Raw genomic sequence first — 20044 nt, forward strand, 5'->3', positions numbered from 1 at the left:
TCGTTCATGTCCGTATCAGAGAGAGTATGGCTTGCGCGGCCACATCCGTTCCAGGTTTCAGCGCCATTTGGGCTGCATTGTCCTTGAGGCGGGTGCGCATTGCATCGTCGGCCAGCAGGCCGAGAATGGCTCTCTCCAACACTCCTTCGGTCCAGGCGTCGCGGCCGATATGGTCACCGACGCCGGCTTCTCCGGCGCGGCGCGCATTGTCGTGTCCGTCCCAGCAATAGGGCATGATCAGCGACGGCACGCCGAAGCGCAGCGCTTCGCAAAAGCTGTTGTTGCCGCCGTGGTGAATGAACAGGTCCGATTTCGCCACCACCGAGGGCTGCGGAAACCAGGCGTCGAGATAGACGTTGTCGGGCACCGCGCGATAGGCATCGCGCAGGCCGCCGGCATTGACGATGAAGCGCGCCGGCAGCCTGTCGAACACGGCCATCATTCGCTCGATCAGCCCGACATCCATGGCGCCGAGGCTACCGAAGCTGACATAGACCAGCGGCCCGCCATTGCGCGGAAATACCGGCACCTCGAATGGCCCTTCCGAACGCACGCAGCCTTCGAGATAGACGAAGCGGGCCGGGTCGAGCGGCTCGGCGCGCTCGCGGCGCACGATCGAAGGCGTCAGCAGCAAATTGAGGTCGGGCGACGTCTCCAGGAAAAGGCCCTTCGGCAGCGGCGCCAGGCCGGCATCCATCCGGAAGCGGTTGAAGCGGTCATGTGCCGGTGCCGAGGCCGTGAGATAGCGGGCCTCGAACGCCGCGCGTTGCGGGTCGTCGACGCCAAGCCCCGACAGATAGGGCGGTACCTGTGCATCCGGCAGCTCGGTCTCGGCGCAGGAGACGACACGCACCCAGGGACAGCCGGCGGCGGCGATCGCCGGGAACATGATGACATTGTCGAGAACCACCGCGTCCGGCTTCAGCCGCGCCAGCAACTGGCGCAGCGGCGCCTCGGCATTGACCGCGGTGTCGACGATGGCCTGCCAGGTCGGCGCGACATAGGTTTCCAGCTGGTCGATCGGGCTCAGCCTGAAATGCGGCAGGTGCCTGCGCACGAAGGCCTGCCAGTAGCTCTGGCGTTCGCTGTCGCTCAGCGGCTCGTCGGTCGGCAGCTGGTATTCCTGGAAACCATAGTCGGCAAAGACGCCGGAAAAGCCGGCATGACAGATGAATACCGGCCGGGCTCCCTTGGCACGCAGCGCCTGCGCGATGCCGACGCAATTCAACGCCGCGCCGAAGCTTGCTTCGGGGAACAGCGCGATGGTCGGGCTGGCTTTACGCGTCAATTAATCCTCGTCAATCCGGCCGGCTGATCATGCCGAACAGGGCAGGCGCCCCGCGACTGGCCGCTTGCGGTCGCTGGTTGCGGGAGAGCCGCAGGTGGATGCGCAGCAGATCGGCAGCCACCTCATACTGCAGGCTTTCAAGATGGTCGAGTATAACAAGGTGTTCGCGCAGCGATTGCCGCAGGCGGAAGACGTTGACGCCGGCATAGATGCCCGGCAGCCGGCGCAGCCTGAGGTGATCGGCGAGTGCGTCGGCCACGAAGCGGTTGGCGCAGCCTTCGGCGAGCATGCCATGAAAATCGATGTCCAGCCGCTGGAACTCGCGTGTGTCGAAGGCGGCGTCCGGCAGCGCCACCAGCGCTTCCATGCCCTGGCGCAACGTCGCCGCCCGCGCGCCATCCAGCCGGAAACCCGGCGTCAGGATGGCCGCGGGCTCCAGCAGCAGACGGAATTCATAACTGTCGCCTTGCGCCTCCGGATCGTCTGGCGTGCGTCGAAACAGCCAGGACTGGCCGGGCGCACGGTCCAGCAGATTCTCTTCGGTCAGTTTGTTGAGCGCTTTTAGTACCGTCTTGCGCTCGGCACTGTAGCGCCGCATCAGTCCCGCGACGGTCACCGTCTGGTCCAGCCGCCGCGCTGACCGGTCGCGCAGGATCGCCTCGGCCAGCTCGTCCTCCTCGGCAGCGGGCAATTCCGTGGCGACCGAAGCCTGCGCGGTGAGGTCGATCGCCAAATGATAACCCGAATCCGCCTCCCACCGTACGACGCCCCGCTCCGCAAGCAGGCTAAGGGCCGCGCGCACGGGCGTGCGCGAGACGCTGCACAGCGACGCGATCTGCTGCTCCGGCAAGCGTGCGCCCGGCTCGAAACCACGTTGCCGCGCCACATCCAGGATGCGCTGCGCCAGATCGAGATGGTTGGTGCGGGGTCGTCGGGCTACGGCTTGCATGACTGGTCCAGTGGAAAACGACATGACCGCATTGATTTGACCGATCGCCCGCACGGACGCAATCGGCCAGATTCCTCGATCGCTTGACAAATTATGGATTGACGTACTTTTTTCTGCAATAGTACTGTCAGGACAATCGGCGAGAAAAAGACCGAGGGAACAGGATCGAGGCAGCGGCAAGGTCGCAGGCGTTGGTCCGGCGAATGAAATTCGACGATCAACCGGAATGGGAGTCTGTCATGACCGCTACCAGCCTGCGGCGCCGTGCGCTGAAAACATCTTCGCTCGCACTTGGCCTGGCCTTGGCGCTGTCCGCGCCGGCGATGGCTGCTGATCTCGTCATTTCCAACTGGGATGGCTACATGGCGCCCGACGCGATGGCCGCCTTCAAGACCGCGACCGGCGTTTCGGGTGAAGTGGTGGTGCACGCCACCAATGAAGAGATCATGGGCAAGCTGATCGCCGCCGGCGGCAAGGGCTATGACGTGGTCTTTGTCTCCTCGCCCTTCGCCGAGGTGCTGAACAAGCTCGGCCTGACCGAACCGATCGACCACACCAAGATACCGAACCTCGCCAACCTCTATCCGGAAGCAACCAAGCTGCCTCACGATGCCGGCAATGCATTCTCGGTGCCCTACACCTGGGGCACCACCGGCCTCTGCTATCGCTCGGACCTGATGAAGGTCGCACCAACCAGTTGGAGCGACCTGCTCGCGCCCTCCGACGAATTGAAGGGCAAGACCACCATGCTGGCGACCGACCGTTGGCTGCTGGCCGCCGGCCAGCTCGACAAGGGCTATTCGGTCAACGAAACCGACCCGGCCAAGATGGCTGAGGTCAAGGATCTGCTGATCTCGGCCAAGAAGACCCTGCTCGCCTATGACGACACCACCTTCTATTCCAAGCTGGTGTCCGGCGAGGCGCTGATGGTGCAGGCCTGGGACGGCTGGTGCAATTACGGCATCGCCGAAAAACCCGAGATCAAATACGTCATTCCCAAGGAAGGTTCGGACCTCTGGGTCGACACGATGGTGGTGATGAAGGCCTCCGCCAACAAGGACGCCGCCTTCCAGTTCATCAACTTCATGCTCGACGCCAAGAACCACGCCTGGGCAGCGCAGAACATCGACTACAAGGTGCCGAACAAGCCGGCCATGGAAAGCCTGCCTGCCGATTTCCTGGCCAAATTCCCCAACATGGCGATGCCGGTGGCCGACCTCGTCAAGTTCGAGCAATTGCGTGACGTCGGCGACGCCCAGCGCGACTATTCGAAGATCGTCAGCGAGATCAAGGCGGCGCAGTAGGGACTGTTCCAGCAGCATCTTGGAATCAAGCTTGCGTCCCGTGTCGCCCCCCTCTGGCCTGCCGGCCATCTCCCCCTCAAGGGGGGAGATTGGCTGTGGCATTGCTTTCGCCAATCTTCGATTTTTCAAAGTAAGCGAAAGGTTGGAACTGCCGATCTCCTCCCTTGAAGGGGGTGAGAAGTGGTCCGCGCAACGGACGGAAAGCCAATTGCTTGGCTTTCCGAACGACGAACGCCCGAAGCGAAAGCGAAAGGCCGGGTCCGGCAGGGCAGAGGGGGGCACTTCGTGAAGCACCTACCCTCTCGCTCCTCCTTGCTGATGGCCCCGGCGCTGGTCTGGCTGACCGCACTGATGGTGGTGCCGTGCGCGCTGGTGCTGGCGCTCGCCTTCTTCCGGCGCGGTATCTATGGCGGCATCGAATACACCTTTACGCTGGAGAATTTCGGGCTGGTCTTCGACCCGCTCTATGCCGGCATCTTCCTCAACTCGGCGCGCATCGCCGGCACCGCGACGCTGATCGCGGTGGTGATCGGCTACGCCGCCGCCTATGCGATATCAGCGGCACCCCGCCGGCTGCAGCCGGTGTTCCTGTTCTTCGCCGTGCTGCCCTTCTGGTCCAACTACCTGATCCGCACCTATGCCTGGATCGTGCTGCTCAACCGCGAAGGATTGATCACCCAGTTGCTGCGCTGGTTCGGCTACACCGGCGAGCCACCGTCGATGCTCTACACCGAAGGCGCCGTTATCGCCGGCCTGATCTACAACTATTTGCCCTTTGTCATCCTCGCCTGCTACGCGCCACTGTCTCGCCTCAACCCGGAACTCGCCGAGGCCTCGCGCGACCTCGGCGCCTCCGCCATGACCACATTCCGCCGTGTCATCCTGCCGCTGACCGTGCCCGGCATTGCTGCCGGCGCGGTGTTCGTCTTCGTGCTGTCGATCGGCAATTTCGTCACGCCCGCGCTGCTCGGCGGCGGCCGTTTCCAGATGATCGGCAACCTCGTCTACGACCAGTTCCTGACCGCCAACGACTGGCCGTTCGGCGCCGCGCTCGCGATGGCGCTGATCGCCATCATGCTTCTGGTGCTGATGGCGCAGGCGCTCGCCGCCAATCGCGCCTCGGGCCACGCCGCGCAAGCCGGCGGAGACACCGATGGCTGAGCGCTCTCCCGCCACGCGGCGCACGCTCTGGCTCGTGCTCAGCCTCGTCTTCGCTTTCCTCTACATCCCGATCGCCGTGCTGGTGGCGCTGTCCTTCAACGAAGGCGGGCTGCCGACGGCATGGTCGGGCTTTTCGCTAAAATGGTATGCCTCGCTGGCCGGCAATTCGGCGATCCTCTCCGCTGCGCTCAACACGCTGATCGTGGCGCTGGTCTCGACCGCGATCGCCACTCTGCTCGGCACGCTGCTGGCGATCGGCATCGAGATGCGCCGGCAATATGGCAGGGGACTCGAAGCGCTGATCTTCGCACCGATGATCATTCCCGACATCGTCCTGGCGATCGCGCTGCTTTCGTTCTTCTCCATGCTCAACCTGACCATGGGCCTGCACACCATCATCCTCGCCCATGTCGTCTTCAACCTTGCCTTTGTCTGCTCGGTGGTGCGCGCCAGGCTGAAGAGTTTTGATTGGTCGATCGTCGAGGCTTCCGCCGATCTCGGCGCCTCCGCGCTCACCACCTTCAGGCGGGTGACATTGCCGGTCATCGCGCCGGCGGTGATCGCAGGCGCGCTGCTCGCCTTCACGCTCTCGGTCGACGAGTTCATCATCGCTTTCTTCACCGCCGGCGCCGGCCGCTCCTCGACGACGCTGCCGATGCAGATCTACGCGATGATCCGCTTCGGCATCACGCCGGAGATCAACGCACTGGCGACCATCGTCATGGCGGTCTCGATCACCGCGCTGACCCTGTCGCAGCGGCTCAACCGTGGGATCATAGGCCAATGAGCGAACCGCGCACGCTGCTGGCCATCGACAAGGTGTCGAAGAATTTCGGCCGGGTGACGGCTGTCGACGGCATCTCGCTCGACATCCGCGAGAATGAGTTCTTCGCACTGCTCGGCCCGTCGGGCTGCGGCAAGACCACGCTGCTGCGCATGCTGGCCGGCTTCGAGACGCCTAGTGGCGGGCGCATCCTGCTCGACGGTCACGACATTGCGAAAACCCCGCCCAACAAGCGGCCGGTCAATCTGATGTTCCAGTCTTACGCGCTGTTTCCGCATATGAGCGTCCGCGCCAATGTCTCCTACGGCCTGGAGATGGAGCGCTTGCCGGCGCCAGAAATCCACTCCCGCGTCGACGCCATCCTGGCGACAACCGAGCTGGTCCCCTTCGCCGACCGCAAGCCGGAGCAGCTGTCGGGCGGCCAGAAGCAGCGCGTCGCGCTCGCCCGCGCGCTGGTCAAACGGCCCCGTCTGCTGCTGCTCGACGAGCCGCTTGGCGCGCTCGACAAGAAACTGCGCGGCGCCATGCAGCTGGAATTGAAGCGCCTGCAGCACGAGGTCGGCATCACCTTCGTCATCGTCACCCACGACCAGGAAGAATCGCTTGTGATGGCCGACCGCATGGCGGTGCTCAAGGACGGCAGGCTGCTGCAATGCGACACGCCGCACGCGATCTATGAGCATCCGGCCGACCGTTTCGTCGCCGACTTCATCGGCGTGATGAATTTTGTGCCCGGTAAAGCCGCCACCGACGGTGTGGTGGCTGCCAACGGCACGCGGATATCCGGCAAGGTTCCTGCCGCGCTCTCCATCGGCGCATCCGCTGTCGCGTCGGTGCGGCCCGAACGCATCCGGCTGTTCCCGTCGGGTGAAACCGCCAACCGCACCACCGGCACGGTCGAGGCGCTGGCCTATCAGGGGCTCGACCTGCAGTTGCATGTCCGCACGGGCCTGTCGCCAAAGCCGTTCCTGGTGCGCGTCACCGCTGATGCCGCAGACCGCCGGCCGGTCGCATCGGGCGATCAGGTCGAACTCGGCTGGGACGCCGCCGATGTCAGAGTTTTCGCAGAATAAAGGAGAGGCCTGATGGCGCAGAAGACGATCGCGTTTTTTCCAGAAGCAGCTTATGGCCCGGCGCTCAATTCCGTCGGCATCGCCCAGGCGGTCGAGGCGCGCGGCCATAAAGCGGTGTTCCTGTCAGATCCCGGCTTCGTCGACGTCTACAAGGGCTACGGCTTCGAGGCCCATCCGGTGAACCTGTCCGAGCCGATGCCGCCCGAGCAGATGGCGAAATTCTGGGAGGATTTCATCAACGGCCACATCCCGAACTTCCGCAAATCGCCCTACGACCAGGTCGACAACTACGTCAAGGATTGCTGGACGGCGATCGTCGACAGCGCAAAATGGGCGCAGAAGGATCTGCCGCGCGTTCTCTCAGCTATCAAGCCGGATGTCATTTGCGTCGACAACGTCATCCTGTTCCCGGCGATAAAGCAGTACGGCAAGCCGTGGGTGCGTGTCATCTCCTGCTCGGAAAACGAGATCGAGGACGAAGACATCCCGCCGCATCTCTCCGGCTGCGGCGAGAACGACCATGCCGGTCACCAGCGCTACCGCGATCATTTCAACGCGGTGATCAAGCCGATCCATGACGACTTCAACGCCTTCCTCGCTGCCAACGACGAGGCACCCTATCCGATCGGCCAGTTCTTCGAGGCTTCGCCCTATTTGAACCTGCTGCTTTACCCCGAAGCGGCCAAGTTCAAGCGCCGCCATCCGCTCGACCCGGCAAAATTCCAGTATCTCGAAGGCTGCGTTCGACAGGAGAAACCCTACACGGTGCCGACCTTCGCCAAAAACAATGACGGGCCGCTGCTCTATGTCTCCTTCGGCAGCCTCGGCGCCGGCGATGTCGATCTGTTGAAGCGCATCATCGCGACGCTGGGCATGACGCGCTACCGCGCGCTGGTCAATGTCGGCGGCTACAAGGACCAGTACACGGACGTGCCCGGCAATGTCATCGTCGAGAGCTGGTTCCCGCAGCCTTCGGTCATCCCGCAGGTCGACGCTGTTATTCACCACGGCGGCAACAACTCGTTCACAGAGTGCCTCTATTTCGGCAAGTCGGCGATCATCATGCCCTATGTCTGGGACGGTCACGATAACGCCACCCGCGTCGAGGAGACCGGCCACGGCTTCGGCATGCCGCGCTACGACTGGACCGATGCCGAGCTGATCGCGAAGATCGAGGCCTGTCTGACCGACCCGAAGATGAAGGCAAAGCTGGCCAAGACATCGGCACAGATGCAGGGGCAGAATGGGCCGGAAAAGGCGGCGGGTTTGTTGGAGAAGTTGCTGTGAGCGAGATGGTTGATATATCGCGCCTGAGCACCCCCCTCTGGCCTGCCGGCCATCTCCCCCGCAAGGGGGGAGATTGGCAGCTTCACCGCCGGTTCTCACTCTGCAACCTTGGTGATTGGCGAAGGCCGAGGCAACATCCGATCTCCCCCCTTGCGGGGGAGATGGCCGGCAGGCCAGAGGGGGGTGCCCTGGCGCAGCATATGAATAGCAACCATCGCGCAGGAGCCTCCGCATGACCTCCTCCGCACCACACCTCCACCACGCCTCCACCCGAACCGATCTCGTCGACTGGGGCGCCCAACCCGACGCATTGTCAGGCACTTCGCACTCGACCGGCAAACTCGTGCACAAAGGGCCGAACAACCTGCCGGAATCCGGCATCTGGGTGTGCACGCCAGGCCGCTGGCGCCTGAGCATCCCGCGCGACGAATTGTGCCATTTCGTCGCCGGCCGCGCGACCTACCGGTCCGATGTCGGTGAGGTGATAGAAGTCTCCGCCGGGACCGTGGTCATGTTCCCAGCCGGCTGGGCGGGCGAATGCACCGTGCATGAGACCATGCGCAACGTCTACATGCTGGCCTGACACTTCATGGGAGCATGACATGCCGACACCGCACTGGCCGAAGGCCTCGACCGTGGAACTGGAGGATTGGGGCGCGGGTTCTGACACGCTCGCCGGTTCGCCACGCGCCTCGGGCAAGATCCTGTCGCAAAACCCGGACGGATCGAGCGAATGCGGCCTGTGGTCGTGCACGCCGGGCACGCGCAAGGTCACCTTTGCCGCCGACGAGTTCTGCCACTTCCTCTCGGGCCGCGGCAGCTATGTCCATGACAATGGCGAGCAGATTCCGGTCGAGGCCGGCACGCTGGTGTTCTTTCCCGCCGGCTGGACCGGCATCTCCATCATCACGCAAACGCTGACCAAGGCCTTCATGTGCCGATGAGCTTCAAGGAAATCGATATGACAACGCCCATCATGAAATCCCCGCTCGCCATTACCGACCTCGTCGACTGGGGTGTCATCCCAACAATGATCGAGGGTGAGTCCCACACCTCGGGCAAGCTGCTGCACAAGGGGCCGGAGGGCCGCTCCGAATGCGGGCTTTGGGTCTGCACACCAGGCAAATGGCATTGCCATGTCACCCGCGACGAGTTCTGCCACTTCCTCGAAGGGCGCTGCACCTACGTGCATGAATCCGGCGAGGTGATCGAGATCGAGCCGGACACCGCAGCCTTCTTTCCGCAGGACTGGAAAGGCGTCTGCACCGTCCATGAGACGATCAAGAAAGTCTACATGATCCGCTGAGCGGATCTGAGAGGATGCCTATGGATTTCTCAGCTGACCGGCCGGCTTTCTTCGTCAACCCGGATTACCGGCCGATGGCCGGCACAAACAAACCGGTGATCGATCCGGCGACGCTGGAAACCGTCGGGGCGATCGCTGCGGCCGGCGATAGCGAGATCGATGCCGTGCTCACCGCCGCGACCAGGGCGCAGGCCGCCTGGAAGAAGCTCGACGCCAAGAGCCGGGCCAAGCACCTGCATGCCGTCGCCAACGCCATCGAGGCGGCGGACTTCACCCGCTGCGCCGAGCTGATGGTGCGCGAGATGGGCAAGCCCTACCCCGAAGCGATCGGCGAGATCGCCAACTGCGCGCCGATCTTCCGCTACTACGCCGAGATGGCGCGCGACGATGCCGGCAAGATCGCCGGCACGACACAGGCCGGTTCGTTCCAGTATGCGCGCTACGAGCCCTATGGCGTCTCCGTCCACATCATGCCCTATAATTTTCCGATCCTGCTGATGTGCTGGACGGTCGCCGCCTCGCTCGCCGCCGGCAATGCCTGCATCATCAAGCCGGCCGAGGCGACGACGCTGTCGACGCTGGACTACATGACCGTGTTCCGCTCGCTGCCGGAGGGGCTGGTCTCCTGCCTGCCTGGTGGAGCGACCACGGCGCAGGCGCTGATCGCCTCCGACCGCACCCACGCAGTTGCCTTCACCGGCTCGGTCGCCGCCGGCAAGGCGGTTGCGGTGGCCTGCGCCGAACGCATGAAGCCTTGCGTCATCGAGGCCGGCGGCAGCGATCCGCTGATCGTCAGCCAACATGCTCCGCTTGAGATCGCGGCAGCCGGCAGCGTCACCGCGGCCTTCCATCTCACCGGCCAGGTCTGCACTTCGGCCGAGCGCTTCTTCGTCGTCGATGCCGTCCATGACCGTTTCGTCGAACTGTTCGCCGAAAGGACACGCGCGCTGCGCATCGGCAACGGCATGGACAAGACCGAGATCGGCCCGCTGGTCAGCGAAAGCGCGCGGACCAAGGTGATGCGCTTGGTCGACGATGCGATCGCCCATGGCGCCGTCGCAGTCACCGGCGGGCGCATCCCGCCAGCGCATAACACCGGCTGGTTCTACGAACCGACGATCCTGACCGGCGTCACCCCGGACATGGCGATCGTGCGCGAGGAATGCTTTGGACCCGTCGCCGCCATCTGCCGGGTCAGGGATTTCGATGAGGCGATCCGGCTTGCCAATGACAGCCCGTTCGGGCTCGGCGCCTCTGTCTTCACCACTGATCTGGCCGAAGCCCACGAGGCGGCTGAACGGCTCGAAGCCGGAATGGTCTGGGTCAACAATCCGCTGATCGACAATGACGCCCTGCCCTTCGGGGGCTGGAAGGCCTCGGGCCTTGGCCGTGAGCTTGGCCGCCAGGGGCTGGATGCCTTCCGCCGCTCGAAGATGGTGATCATCGACCACAGGCCGGCAATCCAGGACTGGTGGTATCCGTATCCCGACAGCTGGTTCCGCGAGACCGGCGGCCGCAAGCACGTATGAGTGTCTCGAACCTCGCTATCTCCGAATAGCCAACTCGGTGGCTATCCAGGGATTGCCTGCCCGATCATGGTCGGGAAACAGCAATGCCGCCGAGCGAACCCGGCGGCACCTTCTTTGACTGGTACTGTCGTTTCGGCGACGATCGTTACGGCGTCGTTTCTGCTTCCATCGCGGCAGCCGTCTGGTCGATCTTGCCGGCAAGGACCCCTTGGGCCCAGGCCGTGACGTCGTCGTCGACCGGCTTGTTGGCCATGTCCGTCAGCGCCGCGTCGAGCGATGCATCATCGGTGCCGACCTCTGCCGCGGCAGCCGCCTCATTGGCGGCGGTGACCTCTGCCTCCTGGGCAGTGATTTCGGCCTCCAGATCCGTTATCTTCCCAGGCAAGGCCGCCTGATCTTCGGGCGTCATGGCGGCAATCTGCTCGGGCGTCAGCGACGTCAGCGCGGTCAACTGAGAATTCAGCGCATCCAGCTTCTCCTGGGCCGCCTCAGCGGCGGCCTCGGCGACCTTGGCTTTCGCGGACTGCGTCACGAAAGCCTGGATGGCGGCGAACTTCTTGCTCTTCGAGTTCATATAGGCGTTGATGTTGCGCTGAAGCGAGTTCAGCCGGCCGAGCTTGGCGTGGATGTTCTTCTCCTTGGGAACCGACGAGACCTTTGTGGTCTTGTCGACCGTGGTGTCATCCGTTTTGGCCTTTGCCACCTGCCCCCGAGCCGAGGAAGACTTGCCGTGCGAAGCGCCGCTCTTGCCATTGCTATTGCCGCCGTTACCGCCGGCATTTCCCCCGCCGTTGCCGTTGCCGCCGGCATTGCCACCGCCATTGCCGCCGCCGTGGCCGTTGCCGCCGGCTATCGCCGGAGATGCCAGAAGCGCCAATGCGGCAAGCGCCGCGAACAGAGTTTTTCGGTTTGTCATGGTAATCTCCTCGGGGAATCGCCGCCCTTCGCCCAACCGCTAGGCGACCGTCGTATGAGGAATTACTAATTGTACAGAGTAAACTTTAGACAAATGTTGTCTCAATACGCGATCTGACAACCCGCCGGCGCCATAACCATTTGATATTAAACACAAATCAACGCTCTTGATCGGCCATGGCACTGAAGTCCCATGCCGGCCGGACCATAGTCCTATCTGCCGACCAGCGGCACCAGGAAGGTCGTAGAGCAGTGTATTGGAAAGGCGCTGAAATAAAGGAGGTTGATGACGAAAGCATAGGTCTCAGCCGATGCTTTCGCCGCCATCGATCACCAGCGCCTGACCGGTCATGAAGGATGAGCGGTCGGAGACGAGGAACAGGATCGCTTCGGCGATCTCATCGGCGCTGGCCCAGCGCCCCATCGGAATCTTGGTGCGGACATAGGTTTCGATCGCCTCGCGTCCGCCCATCTGGGCGATGAACGGTTCGTTGAACGGCGTGTCGACCCAGCCCGGACAGAGCGCGTTGACGCGGACATTGTGCCGGGCATAGTCGAGCGACATCTGCCGCGTCATTGCCACCACCGCATGTTTGGAGGTGGCGTAGGCAATCATCTCGCGGTCGTAGAACACACCCGAATTGGAGGCGGTGTTCAGGATGACGCCGTTGCCTCGTGCGATCATCGACGGCATGACCATCCTGGCCGCCAGGAACTGCGCCCGCACATTGACCCGCCATGACGCGTCCATGCCGCCGACCTCGACCTCGGTCAGCGTTCCGCCGACTTGGATGCCGGCGTGATTGTGCAGGATGTCGATGCGACCATGCCTGTCCAGCGTGCCGGCAATGAGTTGCTCGACCGCTGCGTCATCGGCGACATCGGTGGCGATTGCCTCGGCTTGGCCACCCACTGCCCTTATGTCCAAAGCCGTTGCTTCGCCGGCGGCCTCATCCCTGTCGGCGATGACGACCACCGCGCCTTCCCTGCCCATGATCATGGCGCCGGCGCGCCCGATGCCGGAGCCGGCGCCTGTCACCACGGCGATGCGGTCTTTGAGGATCATGATGCGACTTTCAGTTCGACGGCTTGCGCCGGCGCAATTGCCATTGGGCAAGCACCACGAGCAGCACGGAGGCGACGAGCACGATCGTCGCGATGGCATTGATCTCCGGCGTCACGCCGCGCCGGATCGACGCGAAGACATAGATCGGCAGCGTCGTCTGCGCGCCGGCGACGAAGAAGGCGATGATGAAATCGTCGAAGGAAAAGGTGAAGGCGAGCAGGAAGCCGGCAACGATGGCCGGCATGATCTGCGGCAGCACGATCGAGCGGAACGTCGTCAACGGCGTGGCGTAGAGATCGCTCGACGCCTCGACCAGATTGCGGTCGAGGCTGCCTAGCCGCGTGCCGACGATCATCGTCACCAGCGCCATGGAGAACAGGCCGTGCGCTGCGATGATCGAGCCGTAGCCGAGCGCCAGGCGCGGCGGCTGGTCGTCGGGCCAGATCGAGGCGAGGAACGGATTGACGACCGTGAACAGCTGGACGAGCGCGACCAGTGTCGAAATGCCGATGACGACGCCCGGAACGACGATCGCGGCGCCCAGAAGCGCATCGAATACCGCGCGTGTTCTGATGCCGACACGCGCCAGGCCGAGTGCCGCCGCAGTGCCGCAGAACGCCGCCAGCAAGGCGCTGGTGGTAGCGATGAACAGGCTGTTCTTCAGCGCTTCGACCAGGAACGGGTTCGCCAGCGCCGTACCGTACCACTGAACCGAAAAGCCGGTGAACTCGCTGGCATGGCGGCCGGCATTGAAGGAGAACAGCACGACCAGGGCGATCGGCAGATAGAGGAAAGCGAAGACGGCAATGACGAAGGTGCGCATCAGATCAGATCCACCCGGCGAGCGCCCGAAACCCGGGTCGAAATGCGGTTGGCGGCAATCAGCACCACCACCGAGACCAGCACCAGCGTGATCGCGATGGCCGATCCGAACGGCCAGTTGCGCGATTGCAGGAACAGGTCGACCAGCGCGTTGCCGATGAAGAACACTTTGCCGCCGCCAAGCAGCGTCGGGATCAGATATTCGCCCAACAGCAGGATCATCACCAGCGAGAAGCCGGTCATCACGCCCGGCAGCGACAGTTTCAGGGTCACGCCGAGGAAGGTCGAGAGCGGCGTGGCGCCGAGGTCTGCGGAGGCTTCCAGCAGCCGGCGGTCGAGCCGCTCGAGGCTGACATAGATCGGCAGGATCATCAGCGGCAGATAGCCATAGACGATGCCGAGCAGCACCGCGCCCGGCGTGTTGATCAGCCTGACATCCTCGAACCCGATGTAAGCGAGCAATGCCGGAATGCCGCGCCCGCCCAGCACATACATCCAGGCATAGGTCCGCATCAGAAGGCTGGTCCAGAACGGGATGACGACCAGCGCCAGCAAGATCAGCCGCCAGCGCTGCGGCGCTTGCAGAGCGAGGTAGTAGGCGACCGGATAGGCGACGAGCATGCAGGCGAGCGCTCCCACCGGCGCCAGCAGCATCGTGTTCCAGAACGCGGTCGCCCGCGCCGGAAGATTGGCATACTGCGCCAGCGTAAAGGCAGCCTGATAGCCGCCTTCCGGCGCCCGCTCGCCGACGCTGAACACGGCGATGGCGATGAACGGCAGCACCAGAAACACCACCAGCCACGCGGTCGCCGGACCGAGCAGCATGGCGGTCAGAAAATTCCTGCGAAGACGGCTGCCGTGCATGGAAGGATTGCCCCGTGCCGGCGGGTATGGCCCGCCGGTCAAGTTTGTCTACGTTGGGCTTGAGGCCGCTCAGGCCGACTTGAAGCGCGCCATCAATTCGGCACGACCGGGATCGGTCAGCGTTGCCGCCGCGCCGAATTCCAGCGGCGTCAACAGGTCGGCCGCCGGATAGAGGATCGGATTGTCGAGCACTTCCTTGGGCAGCAGCTTGTTGACCCGCGCATCGGTCGACGGCGCACCATTGGCCAGGTGCTCCTTCACCGCCACCTGCGGATTCATCAGATAGTTGAGCAGGGCATAGCCGGCCGGCTTGTTCGGCGCATCCTTCGGAATGGCGTAGAAGTCGGTCCAGATCTCGCCGCCTTCCTTGCCCAGCACATAGGCGATCTCGGGAATGTCGCGATGCAGCTGCGCGCCGTCATTCGTCCAGCACATCGTCATCCAGGCGTCGCCGGCGCGCATGCCCGGCTGGTAGTCGGAGGAGACCGCGAACAGATGCGGCTTGACCTTCAGCAGCAGTTCCTCCGCCTTGGCCAGTTCGTCCTGCTTGAGCGAGTTGAACGAGTAGCCGTAATATTTCAGCGCATTGCCGATCGTGGTCAGCTGGTAGTCATGCACCATGGTGCGGCTGTCGCCTTCCGCCATGGCAGTGTCCCAGAACTCCTTCCAGCTGGTCATCGGCTTGGTCAGCTTCTTGGTGTTGACGGCAAAGCCGGTGGTGCCCCAGTTCTTCGGCACCGCATAGGTCACCCCTTCGATCGTGCCTTCCCCGGTAAAGCGCGGATCCTCCTGCGAGCCATCGAAATTCGGCAGCTTCGTCATCTCCAGCGGCTCGATGATGCCGAGTTTCTTGTAAGTCGAGATCGTGTAGTTGGTCGGTACGAACAGGCTCCAGCCCGAGGCGCCGGCCTGCAATTTGGCCAGCATCTCCTCGTTGGAGCCGAACACGTTGACCTCGACGGCGACGCCGGTGTCCTTCTTGAAATTCTCGAACGTCGCCGGGTCATGGTAGTTCGGCCAGGTGGCGATCGACATGCGGTCGCCAAGGCTTTCGGCGGCAAAGGCCGGTGTCGGCATGATGCCGATCTCGCGCGCCATCACCGCCGTGGCAATGCCAAGGCCGGTGAGGCCAAGAAAGTCGCGTCGGCCGATCGAGCCGCGCTTCAAACGCATCAGCTGATCGACAAAATTCTTGGGGCTTATCGGCAGTCCGTCACGATATGATTTCGACATGTTTATCTACCCTCTGGTTGGCCCCGTTGTTCTTGGTCTCCGCAAACGCCAGCGGCGTTCCGGAGGCAAAGCCGATGGCGACGGGTTCACCCGGCTTGAAGAGATTGCCGTGGCCGATCAGGTGATCGGCCTTGGCCAGCAGCGTTCCGATGCCCTGGACCTCGATCGCGTATTCCGCCGTCGAGCCCAGGAAGATCCGGTTGCGGACGACGCCCTTGAATGGGCCGCCTGTCTGAGCGCCGAGACTGAGCGATTCAGGACGCAGGCTGACCGAAACGGCCTCGCCTTGCTGCAGGGCGGTTCGTTTGCGCGCTGCAATGACGGTGCCATTCGCGAGCGCCACCTCCACCAGATCGCCCGAATGTCCGGCGACGGTACCGCTCAAGAGATTGGTCTTGCCGACGAAATCGGCGACGAACAAATCGGCCGGTTCGTCATAGATCTCGCTTGGCTGTCCGAGCTGGACGATGCGGCCGCCATTCATGACGCAGACGAAATCGCTCATCGACAGCGCTTCCTCCTGGTCGTGCGTGACCAGCACGAAGGTGATGCCGATCTCGCGCTGCAGGTTCTGCAGCTCGATCTGCATGTCGGTGCGAAGCTTCTTGTCGAGCGCCGCCAGCGGCTCGTCGAGCAAGAGCACCGCCGGTTTGTTGACCAGGGCGCGGGCAAGCGCCACACGCTGCTGCTGGCCGCCCGACAGTTCGTGGATCTTGCGGCGGCCATAGCCGGCGAGCCGCACCATTTCCAGCGCTTCCCCCGCTCTTGAGGCGATCTCGCGCGACGACAGCCTTGGCCGCGCCTGACGCAGCCCGTAGGCGACGTTGTCCTCGACATCGAGATGCGGAAACAGCGCGTATTGCTGGAACACCATGTTGACCGGCCGCCGGTAGGCCGGCGTGCCGGCCATGTCCTGGCCGCGAATGAACACCTGGCCTTCGCTCGGCTGTTCGAAGCCGCCGATCATGCGCAGGCAGGTGGTCTTGCCGCAGCCGGACGGCCCGAGCAACGCGACAAAGGCGGAGGGCGGGACAGCGAGATCGATGCCGCTGACCGCGGTCACCGCGCCATAGCGCTTGGTGACGCCGCGAAACTCGATGTCGGGCACTGCGGTCAAGGCTGATGGCTCCAGCAACAGGGCAATATCGGGACGCTACCAGAGCCAATGGCGGCTAGTATATACCTCTGAGGTGGTATATCTGATCTATTTTCTCGTTTAAGGGGGTATGGATTGTCCCGCAGCGACGAATACAGCCAGCTCGCCACGCTCGTCGCGGCGACGCGGGAGACCAGCGGCGACCTGTTCGGCAATGCGCTGGTCGATTGGCTGCGGCTCCATGTCAGCTTCGACCACTGCGTGGTGTTCGGCTATCGCGGCGCGGCGCGCCCGCCGCTGCTGTTCGAAACCTTCTCGCCGGCCGAAAGCCACGTCTTCGTCGCGCTCTATCAGGAGGGGCCGTATCTGCTCGACCCGTTCCACCACGCTGCGGTCGAGCGCAAGGAAGGGTTCTGGCGCATGCGCGAACTGGCGCCGGACCGTTTCTATGCCAGCGAGTATTTCCGCTCCTACTACAGCCAGACCAGGCTGGCCGAGGAGGTCGGCTTCTTCGTGCCGTTGCCGGGCAAGGATGCGCTGGTGCTGTCGCTGATGCGGCTGCGCGCCTCGGGCCCGTTCGGCACCGCCGATGCCAGGTTGCTGCGCGACATGGCGCCGGCGGTGATCAGCTTCGCCAGGCTGCGCTGGCCTATCCTTCCGACCGACGAACCGGCAGAGGCGCAGCAGGACGAGACGACCGCTCCAGTCAACGAGTTCGACCGCGCCCATATCTGGCAAAGCCTGTCGCTGACGCCACGCGAAAAGCATGTCGTTGACCTGGTGCTGCAAGGGCATTCGACGGAATCGATCGCCAGGGCCATGCGCATCGTGCCGGGCACCGTGAAGGTCCATCGGCGCAACATCTATCGCAAGCTCAAGATCAAGTCGCAGGCCGGCCTGTTCGCACGTTTCGTCGAGATCATCGACGCGCGGATCCGGCAGGCCCCCTAACCGCCGGCTTCCCACGATCCGGTCTCGGCCATCCGCTTCAGCAACGGCGCTGGCTTGAACACATCCTTGCCCGTCCGCTGATGCCAGTATTCGAGCCGCTCGATGATCCTGGCCGGGCCTTCAAGGCCAGCCCAGAACAGCGGTCCGCCCTTGCCCACGGGAAAGCCGTAGCCATTGACCCAGACGACATCGATGTCGGACGCACGGGCCGCTATGCCTTCCTCCAGGATCTTGGCGCCCTCGTTGATCAGGGGGTAAAGCGTGCGCTCGATGATTTCTTCCGCACTGATCGCACGCGGCGCGATGCCCCTCTCGGCGGCCTTGTCGCGGATCAGCACCTCGACCTCCGGATCCGGGGCCGGGGTACGCGAACCGTTCTCGTAGAGATAGAACCCCCAGCCGGTCTTCTGGCCGAAACGCCCTTGTTCGCACAGCGTATCGGCGATGACGGCCGTCTGACCGCGCGCCTTGCGGTTGCGCCAGCCGATGTCGAGGCCGGCGAGATCACCCATCTGGAACGGACCCATCGGCCAGCCGAAATCGGTGAATGCCTGGTCGATCTGGCTGGGTGTCGCGCCTTCCAGCAGCAGCGCCTCGGATTCGGCGCCACGCGCGGCCAGCATTCGATTGCCGACGAAGCCGTGGCAGACGCCGACGACGACCGCCACCTTGCCGATCCGCCGCGCCAGATCGACGACGGTGGCCAGCGCATCGGGCGCGGTCACCTCGGCACGCACGATCTCCAAGAGCTTCATGACATTGGCCGGCGAGAAGAAATGCAGACCGAGCACATCCTGCGGCCGCGAGGTCGAGGCGGCGATTTCGTTGATGTCGAGATAGGAGGTGTTGGTGGCGAGGATCGCGCCCGGTTTGGCCACGGCATCGAGCTTGCCGAACACCTCCTTCTTGACCGCCATGTCTTCGAACACCGCCTCGACGATCAGGTCGCAATCGGCGAGATCGGCATAGTCGGTGGAGCCCTTGAACAGGGCGAGGCGCTCGCGCTTGGCATCTGCCGTCAGCGAGCCGCGCGTGACGGACACCGAGTAGTTCTTGTCGATGGTCGCCAGCCCGCGCTGCAGCGCCTCATGGCTGGTTTCCAGCATGGTGACGGGGTAGCCGCCATTGGCGAAGGCCATGGCGATGCCGCCGCCCATCGTACCGGCGCCGATGACGCCGACGCGGGCGATCCTGCGCTTGACGATGTCTTTTCCGGGAAGCTTTGCCGCCTCACGTTCGGCGAAGAACACATGGCGCTGCGCCCGCGACTGGTCGCTGGCGACCAGCTTGACGAACAGCGCACGCTCCGCCGCCAGCGCCGCATCGAAGGGCAGCATGACGGCATTGCGCACCGACAGCGCACAGGCGATCGGCGCCTCGAGCCCGCGCGCTTTCCTGGCAAGATCCGCAGCCTCGGCGTCGAAAGCCGCGAGGTCGGTCTCCTTAAGCCCCTCATTGCGATCACGCACCGACGTGAAGGGACCACCCTTGCGGGCTATTTCCCTGGCAAAGTTCACGGCATGGGTGGCCAGATCGCCTTCAAAGACGGCGTCGACGAGACCGGCGGCATGCGCCTCGGTCGCACCGACCGGTGAACCGGAAACGACCATCTTCAAGGCCTTCAGCGCGCCGACCAGGCGCGGCAACCGCACCGTGCCGCCACCGCCCGGTAGCAGGCCGAGCTTGACCTCCGGCAGGCCGAGCTTGGCGCCGGCATCGGCGACGCGGAAATGGCAGCCGAGCGCCAGCTCCAGCCCGCCGCCGAGCGCGGTGCCGTGGATGGCGGCGACCGTCGGCTTGGCGATGGTCTCCAGCGTCGCCACGATGGCGCGCAGCTCGGGCTGCTGCATCGGCTTGCCGAATTCGGTGATGTCGGCGCCGGCGACAAAGGTCCGGCCGGCGCATGCAATGACGATGGCGGCAACCGAAGCATCATCCCGCAACTCGACCAGCGCCTGCATCAGCGGTTCGCGGACATGAAAGCTCAGCGCGTTGACCGGCGGGTTGTCGATAGTGACGACGGCGACGTCGCCGTCGCGGCTGACCTTCACAAAATCGGACACGCAAACCTCCGGACAATGGTGAACGGCCTGCAGCCGCGCGATTGGATTTACAGCGCTATGACGTGGATGGAAACCAGAGGGAGGCCTGGCACAATGATTAGCGGCTCGAGGTGCCCGGCCGCCATCATCGCCGAAGTAGAGATCCTTCACACCCCCCTCTGCCCTGCCGGGCATCTCCCCCGCAAGGGGGGAGATTGGACGTCACGACGGCCTTCGTCAATTTTCAACGCTGGAGGGCGGGCGAAACGGCGAAGCTGCCGATCTCCCTCCTGTTTGGACCGGAGACATCGCGAACAGGTGTGCGAGGACATCGCGAACAGTTTGGCGTGCTTTGCGCCGGGAGGTTCGCGATG

At 63.9% G+C, this 20044-nt stretch carries 19 protein-coding genes; 10 read left to right on the plus strand and 9 right to left on the minus strand.

The window, feature by feature from the left end:
* Positions 1 to 4 precede the first annotated feature (4 nt).
* Both NKJ00_RS31100 and NKJ00_RS31105 read right to left on the minus strand, forming a co-directional pair.
* Positions 5 to 1288: a nucleotide disphospho-sugar-binding domain-containing protein gene (locus tag NKJ00_RS31100; RefSeq protein ID WP_352555562.1), complete on the minus strand. Its 1284-nt coding sequence runs from the start codon at positions 1286 to 1288 to the stop codon at positions 5 to 7.
* A 10-nt stretch (positions 1289 to 1298) separates the two neighbouring features.
* Entirely contained in the window at positions 1299 to 2237 is a 939-nt protein-coding gene (locus NKJ00_RS31105; protein WP_352555560.1) for a GntR family transcriptional regulator, read from the minus strand.
* A 239-nt stretch (positions 2238 to 2476) separates the two neighbouring features.
* On the opposite strand from NKJ00_RS31105, the gene NKJ00_RS31110 reads away from it, so the two are divergent.
* The 9 genes from NKJ00_RS31110 to NKJ00_RS31150 all read left to right on the plus strand — a co-directional run bounded on the left by NKJ00_RS31110 (position 2477) and on the right by NKJ00_RS31150 (position 10681).
* Positions 2477 to 3541, plus strand: a complete 1065-nt coding sequence (locus NKJ00_RS31110) for a polyamine ABC transporter substrate-binding protein (protein WP_023811192.1) — start codon at positions 2477 to 2479, stop codon at positions 3539 to 3541.
* Positions 3542 to 3859: 318 nt separating this feature from the next.
* A complete protein-coding gene (locus NKJ00_RS31115) occupies positions 3860 to 4702 on the plus strand; it encodes an ABC transporter permease (RefSeq protein ID WP_352442154.1) in 843 nt (280 codons plus the stop codon).
* Positions 4695 to 5489: an ABC transporter permease gene (locus NKJ00_RS31120; protein ID WP_023811194.1), complete on the plus strand. Its 795-nt coding sequence runs from the start codon at positions 4695 to 4697 to the stop codon at positions 5487 to 5489. Before NKJ00_RS31115 ends, NKJ00_RS31120 begins: the two co-directional genes overlap by 8 nt.
* A complete protein-coding gene (locus tag NKJ00_RS31125; protein WP_352555558.1) occupies positions 5486 to 6559 on the plus strand; it encodes an ABC transporter ATP-binding protein in 1074 nt (357 codons plus the stop codon). Before NKJ00_RS31120 ends, NKJ00_RS31125 begins: the two co-directional genes overlap by 4 nt.
* A gap of 12 nt (positions 6560 to 6571) precedes the next feature.
* A complete protein-coding gene (locus tag NKJ00_RS31130) occupies positions 6572 to 7846 on the plus strand; it encodes a glycosyltransferase (RefSeq protein ID WP_352555556.1) in 1275 nt (424 codons plus the stop codon).
* A 232-nt stretch (positions 7847 to 8078) separates the two neighbouring features.
* Positions 8079 to 8429: a cupin domain-containing protein gene (locus tag NKJ00_RS31135; RefSeq protein WP_352555554.1), complete on the plus strand. Its 351-nt coding sequence runs from the start codon at positions 8079 to 8081 to the stop codon at positions 8427 to 8429.
* 19 nt (positions 8430 to 8448) lie between these two features.
* The gene (locus NKJ00_RS31140; RefSeq protein ID WP_352555552.1) at positions 8449 to 8790 is read left to right on the plus strand and encodes a cupin domain-containing protein; all 342 of its coding nucleotides are present in this window, start codon (positions 8449 to 8451) and stop codon (positions 8788 to 8790) included.
* A 17-nt stretch (positions 8791 to 8807) separates the two neighbouring features.
* Positions 8808 to 9152: a cupin domain-containing protein gene (locus tag NKJ00_RS31145; RefSeq protein ID WP_352555550.1), complete on the plus strand. Its 345-nt coding sequence runs from the start codon at positions 8808 to 8810 to the stop codon at positions 9150 to 9152.
* Positions 9153 to 9172: 20 nt separating this feature from the next.
* Positions 9173 to 10681, plus strand: coding sequence for an aldehyde dehydrogenase family protein (locus NKJ00_RS31150; protein ID WP_352555548.1), 1509 nt, complete (start codon positions 9173 to 9175; stop codon positions 10679 to 10681).
* A 145-nt stretch (positions 10682 to 10826) separates the two neighbouring features.
* Here NKJ00_RS31150 and NKJ00_RS31155 read toward each other — a convergent pair whose 3' ends face one another.
* The 6 genes from NKJ00_RS31155 to NKJ00_RS31180 all read right to left on the minus strand — a co-directional run bounded on the left by NKJ00_RS31155 (position 10827) and on the right by NKJ00_RS31180 (position 16698).
* Positions 10827 to 11597, minus strand: a complete 771-nt coding sequence (locus tag NKJ00_RS31155; RefSeq protein WP_352555547.1) for a hypothetical protein — start codon at positions 11595 to 11597, stop codon at positions 10827 to 10829.
* 303 nt (positions 11598 to 11900) lie between these two features.
* Complete coding sequence (locus NKJ00_RS31160; RefSeq protein WP_352555545.1) at positions 11901 to 12662, minus strand: SDR family NAD(P)-dependent oxidoreductase; 762 nt, start codon at positions 12660 to 12662, stop codon at positions 11901 to 11903.
* Positions 12663 to 12672: 10 nt separating this feature from the next.
* Positions 12673 to 13485: an ABC transporter permease gene (locus tag NKJ00_RS31165; RefSeq protein ID WP_352555544.1), complete on the minus strand. Its 813-nt coding sequence runs from the start codon at positions 13483 to 13485 to the stop codon at positions 12673 to 12675.
* Entirely contained in the window at positions 13485 to 14348 is an 864-nt protein-coding gene (locus tag NKJ00_RS31170; RefSeq protein WP_352632459.1) for an ABC transporter permease, read from the minus strand. Before NKJ00_RS31170 ends, NKJ00_RS31165 begins: the two co-directional genes overlap by 1 nt.
* A 69-nt stretch (positions 14349 to 14417) precedes the next feature.
* A complete protein-coding gene (locus tag NKJ00_RS31175; RefSeq protein ID WP_352632461.1) occupies positions 14418 to 15581 on the minus strand; it encodes an ABC transporter substrate-binding protein in 1164 nt (387 codons plus the stop codon).
* Positions 15562 to 16698, minus strand: coding sequence for an ABC transporter ATP-binding protein (locus NKJ00_RS31180; protein ID WP_352613399.1), 1137 nt, complete (start codon positions 16696 to 16698; stop codon positions 15562 to 15564). The genes NKJ00_RS31175 and NKJ00_RS31180 overlap by 20 nt, the downstream gene beginning before the upstream one ends.
* Positions 16699 to 16812: 114 nt before the next feature.
* On the opposite strand from NKJ00_RS31180, the gene NKJ00_RS31185 reads away from it, so the two are divergent.
* Positions 16813 to 17628, plus strand: coding sequence for a helix-turn-helix transcriptional regulator (locus tag NKJ00_RS31185; RefSeq protein ID WP_352555538.1), 816 nt, complete (start codon positions 16813 to 16815; stop codon positions 17626 to 17628).
* Here the strand turns inward: NKJ00_RS31185 and NKJ00_RS31190 are convergent.
* Positions 17625 to 19691: a 3-hydroxyacyl-CoA dehydrogenase NAD-binding domain-containing protein gene (locus NKJ00_RS31190; RefSeq protein ID WP_352613402.1), complete on the minus strand. Its 2067-nt coding sequence runs from the start codon at positions 19689 to 19691 to the stop codon at positions 17625 to 17627. The genes NKJ00_RS31185 and NKJ00_RS31190 overlap by 4 nt on opposite strands.
* Between the last annotated feature and the right edge of the window lie 353 nt (positions 19692 to 20044).

The sequence above is a fragment of the Mesorhizobium sp. M0227 genome (genome assembly GCF_040321855.1).
Classification (GTDB): Bacteria; Pseudomonadota; Alphaproteobacteria; order Rhizobiales; family Rhizobiaceae; genus Mesorhizobium.

Excerpts from the sequence above, each read along its gene's own strand:
- NKJ00_RS31105 (WP_352555560.1), bottom strand. The coding sequence starts at position 2,237 with ATGCAAGCCGTAGCCCGACGACCCCGCACCAACCATCTCGATCTGGCG.
- NKJ00_RS31110 (WP_023811192.1), top strand. The coding sequence starts at position 2,477 with ATGACCGCTACCAGCCTGCGGCGCCGTGCGCTGAAAACATCTTCGCTC.
- NKJ00_RS31115 (WP_352442154.1), top strand. The coding sequence starts at position 3,860 with ATGGCCCCGGCGCTGGTCTGGCTGACCGCACTGATGGTGGTGCCGTGC.
- NKJ00_RS31120 (WP_023811194.1), top strand. The coding sequence starts at position 4,695 with ATGGCTGAGCGCTCTCCCGCCACGCGGCGCACGCTCTGGCTCGTGCTC.
- NKJ00_RS31125 (WP_352555558.1), top strand. The coding sequence starts at position 5,486 with ATGAGCGAACCGCGCACGCTGCTGGCCATCGACAAGGTGTCGAAGAAT.
- NKJ00_RS31130 (WP_352555556.1), top strand. The coding sequence starts at position 6,572 with ATGGCGCAGAAGACGATCGCGTTTTTTCCAGAAGCAGCTTATGGCCCG.
- NKJ00_RS31135 (WP_352555554.1), top strand. The coding sequence starts at position 8,079 with ATGACCTCCTCCGCACCACACCTCCACCACGCCTCCACCCGAACCGAT.
- NKJ00_RS31140 (WP_352555552.1), top strand. The coding sequence starts at position 8,449 with ATGCCGACACCGCACTGGCCGAAGGCCTCGACCGTGGAACTGGAGGAT.
- NKJ00_RS31145 (WP_352555550.1), top strand. The coding sequence starts at position 8,808 with ATGACAACGCCCATCATGAAATCCCCGCTCGCCATTACCGACCTCGTC.
- NKJ00_RS31150 (WP_352555548.1), top strand. The coding sequence starts at position 9,173 with ATGGATTTCTCAGCTGACCGGCCGGCTTTCTTCGTCAACCCGGATTAC.
- NKJ00_RS31155 (WP_352555547.1), bottom strand. The coding sequence starts at position 11,597 with ATGACAAACCGAAAAACTCTGTTCGCGGCGCTTGCCGCATTGGCGCTT.
- NKJ00_RS31160 (WP_352555545.1), bottom strand. The coding sequence starts at position 12,662 with ATGATCCTCAAAGACCGCATCGCCGTGGTGACAGGCGCCGGCTCCGGC.
- NKJ00_RS31165 (WP_352555544.1), bottom strand. The coding sequence starts at position 13,485 with ATGCGCACCTTCGTCATTGCCGTCTTCGCTTTCCTCTATCTGCCGATC.
- NKJ00_RS31170 (WP_352632459.1), bottom strand. The coding sequence starts at position 14,348 with ATGCACGGCAGCCGTCTTCGCAGGAATTTTCTGACCGCCATGCTGCTC.
- NKJ00_RS31175 (WP_352632461.1), bottom strand. The coding sequence starts at position 15,581 with ATGTCGAAATCATATCGTGACGGACTGCCGATAAGCCCCAAGAATTTT.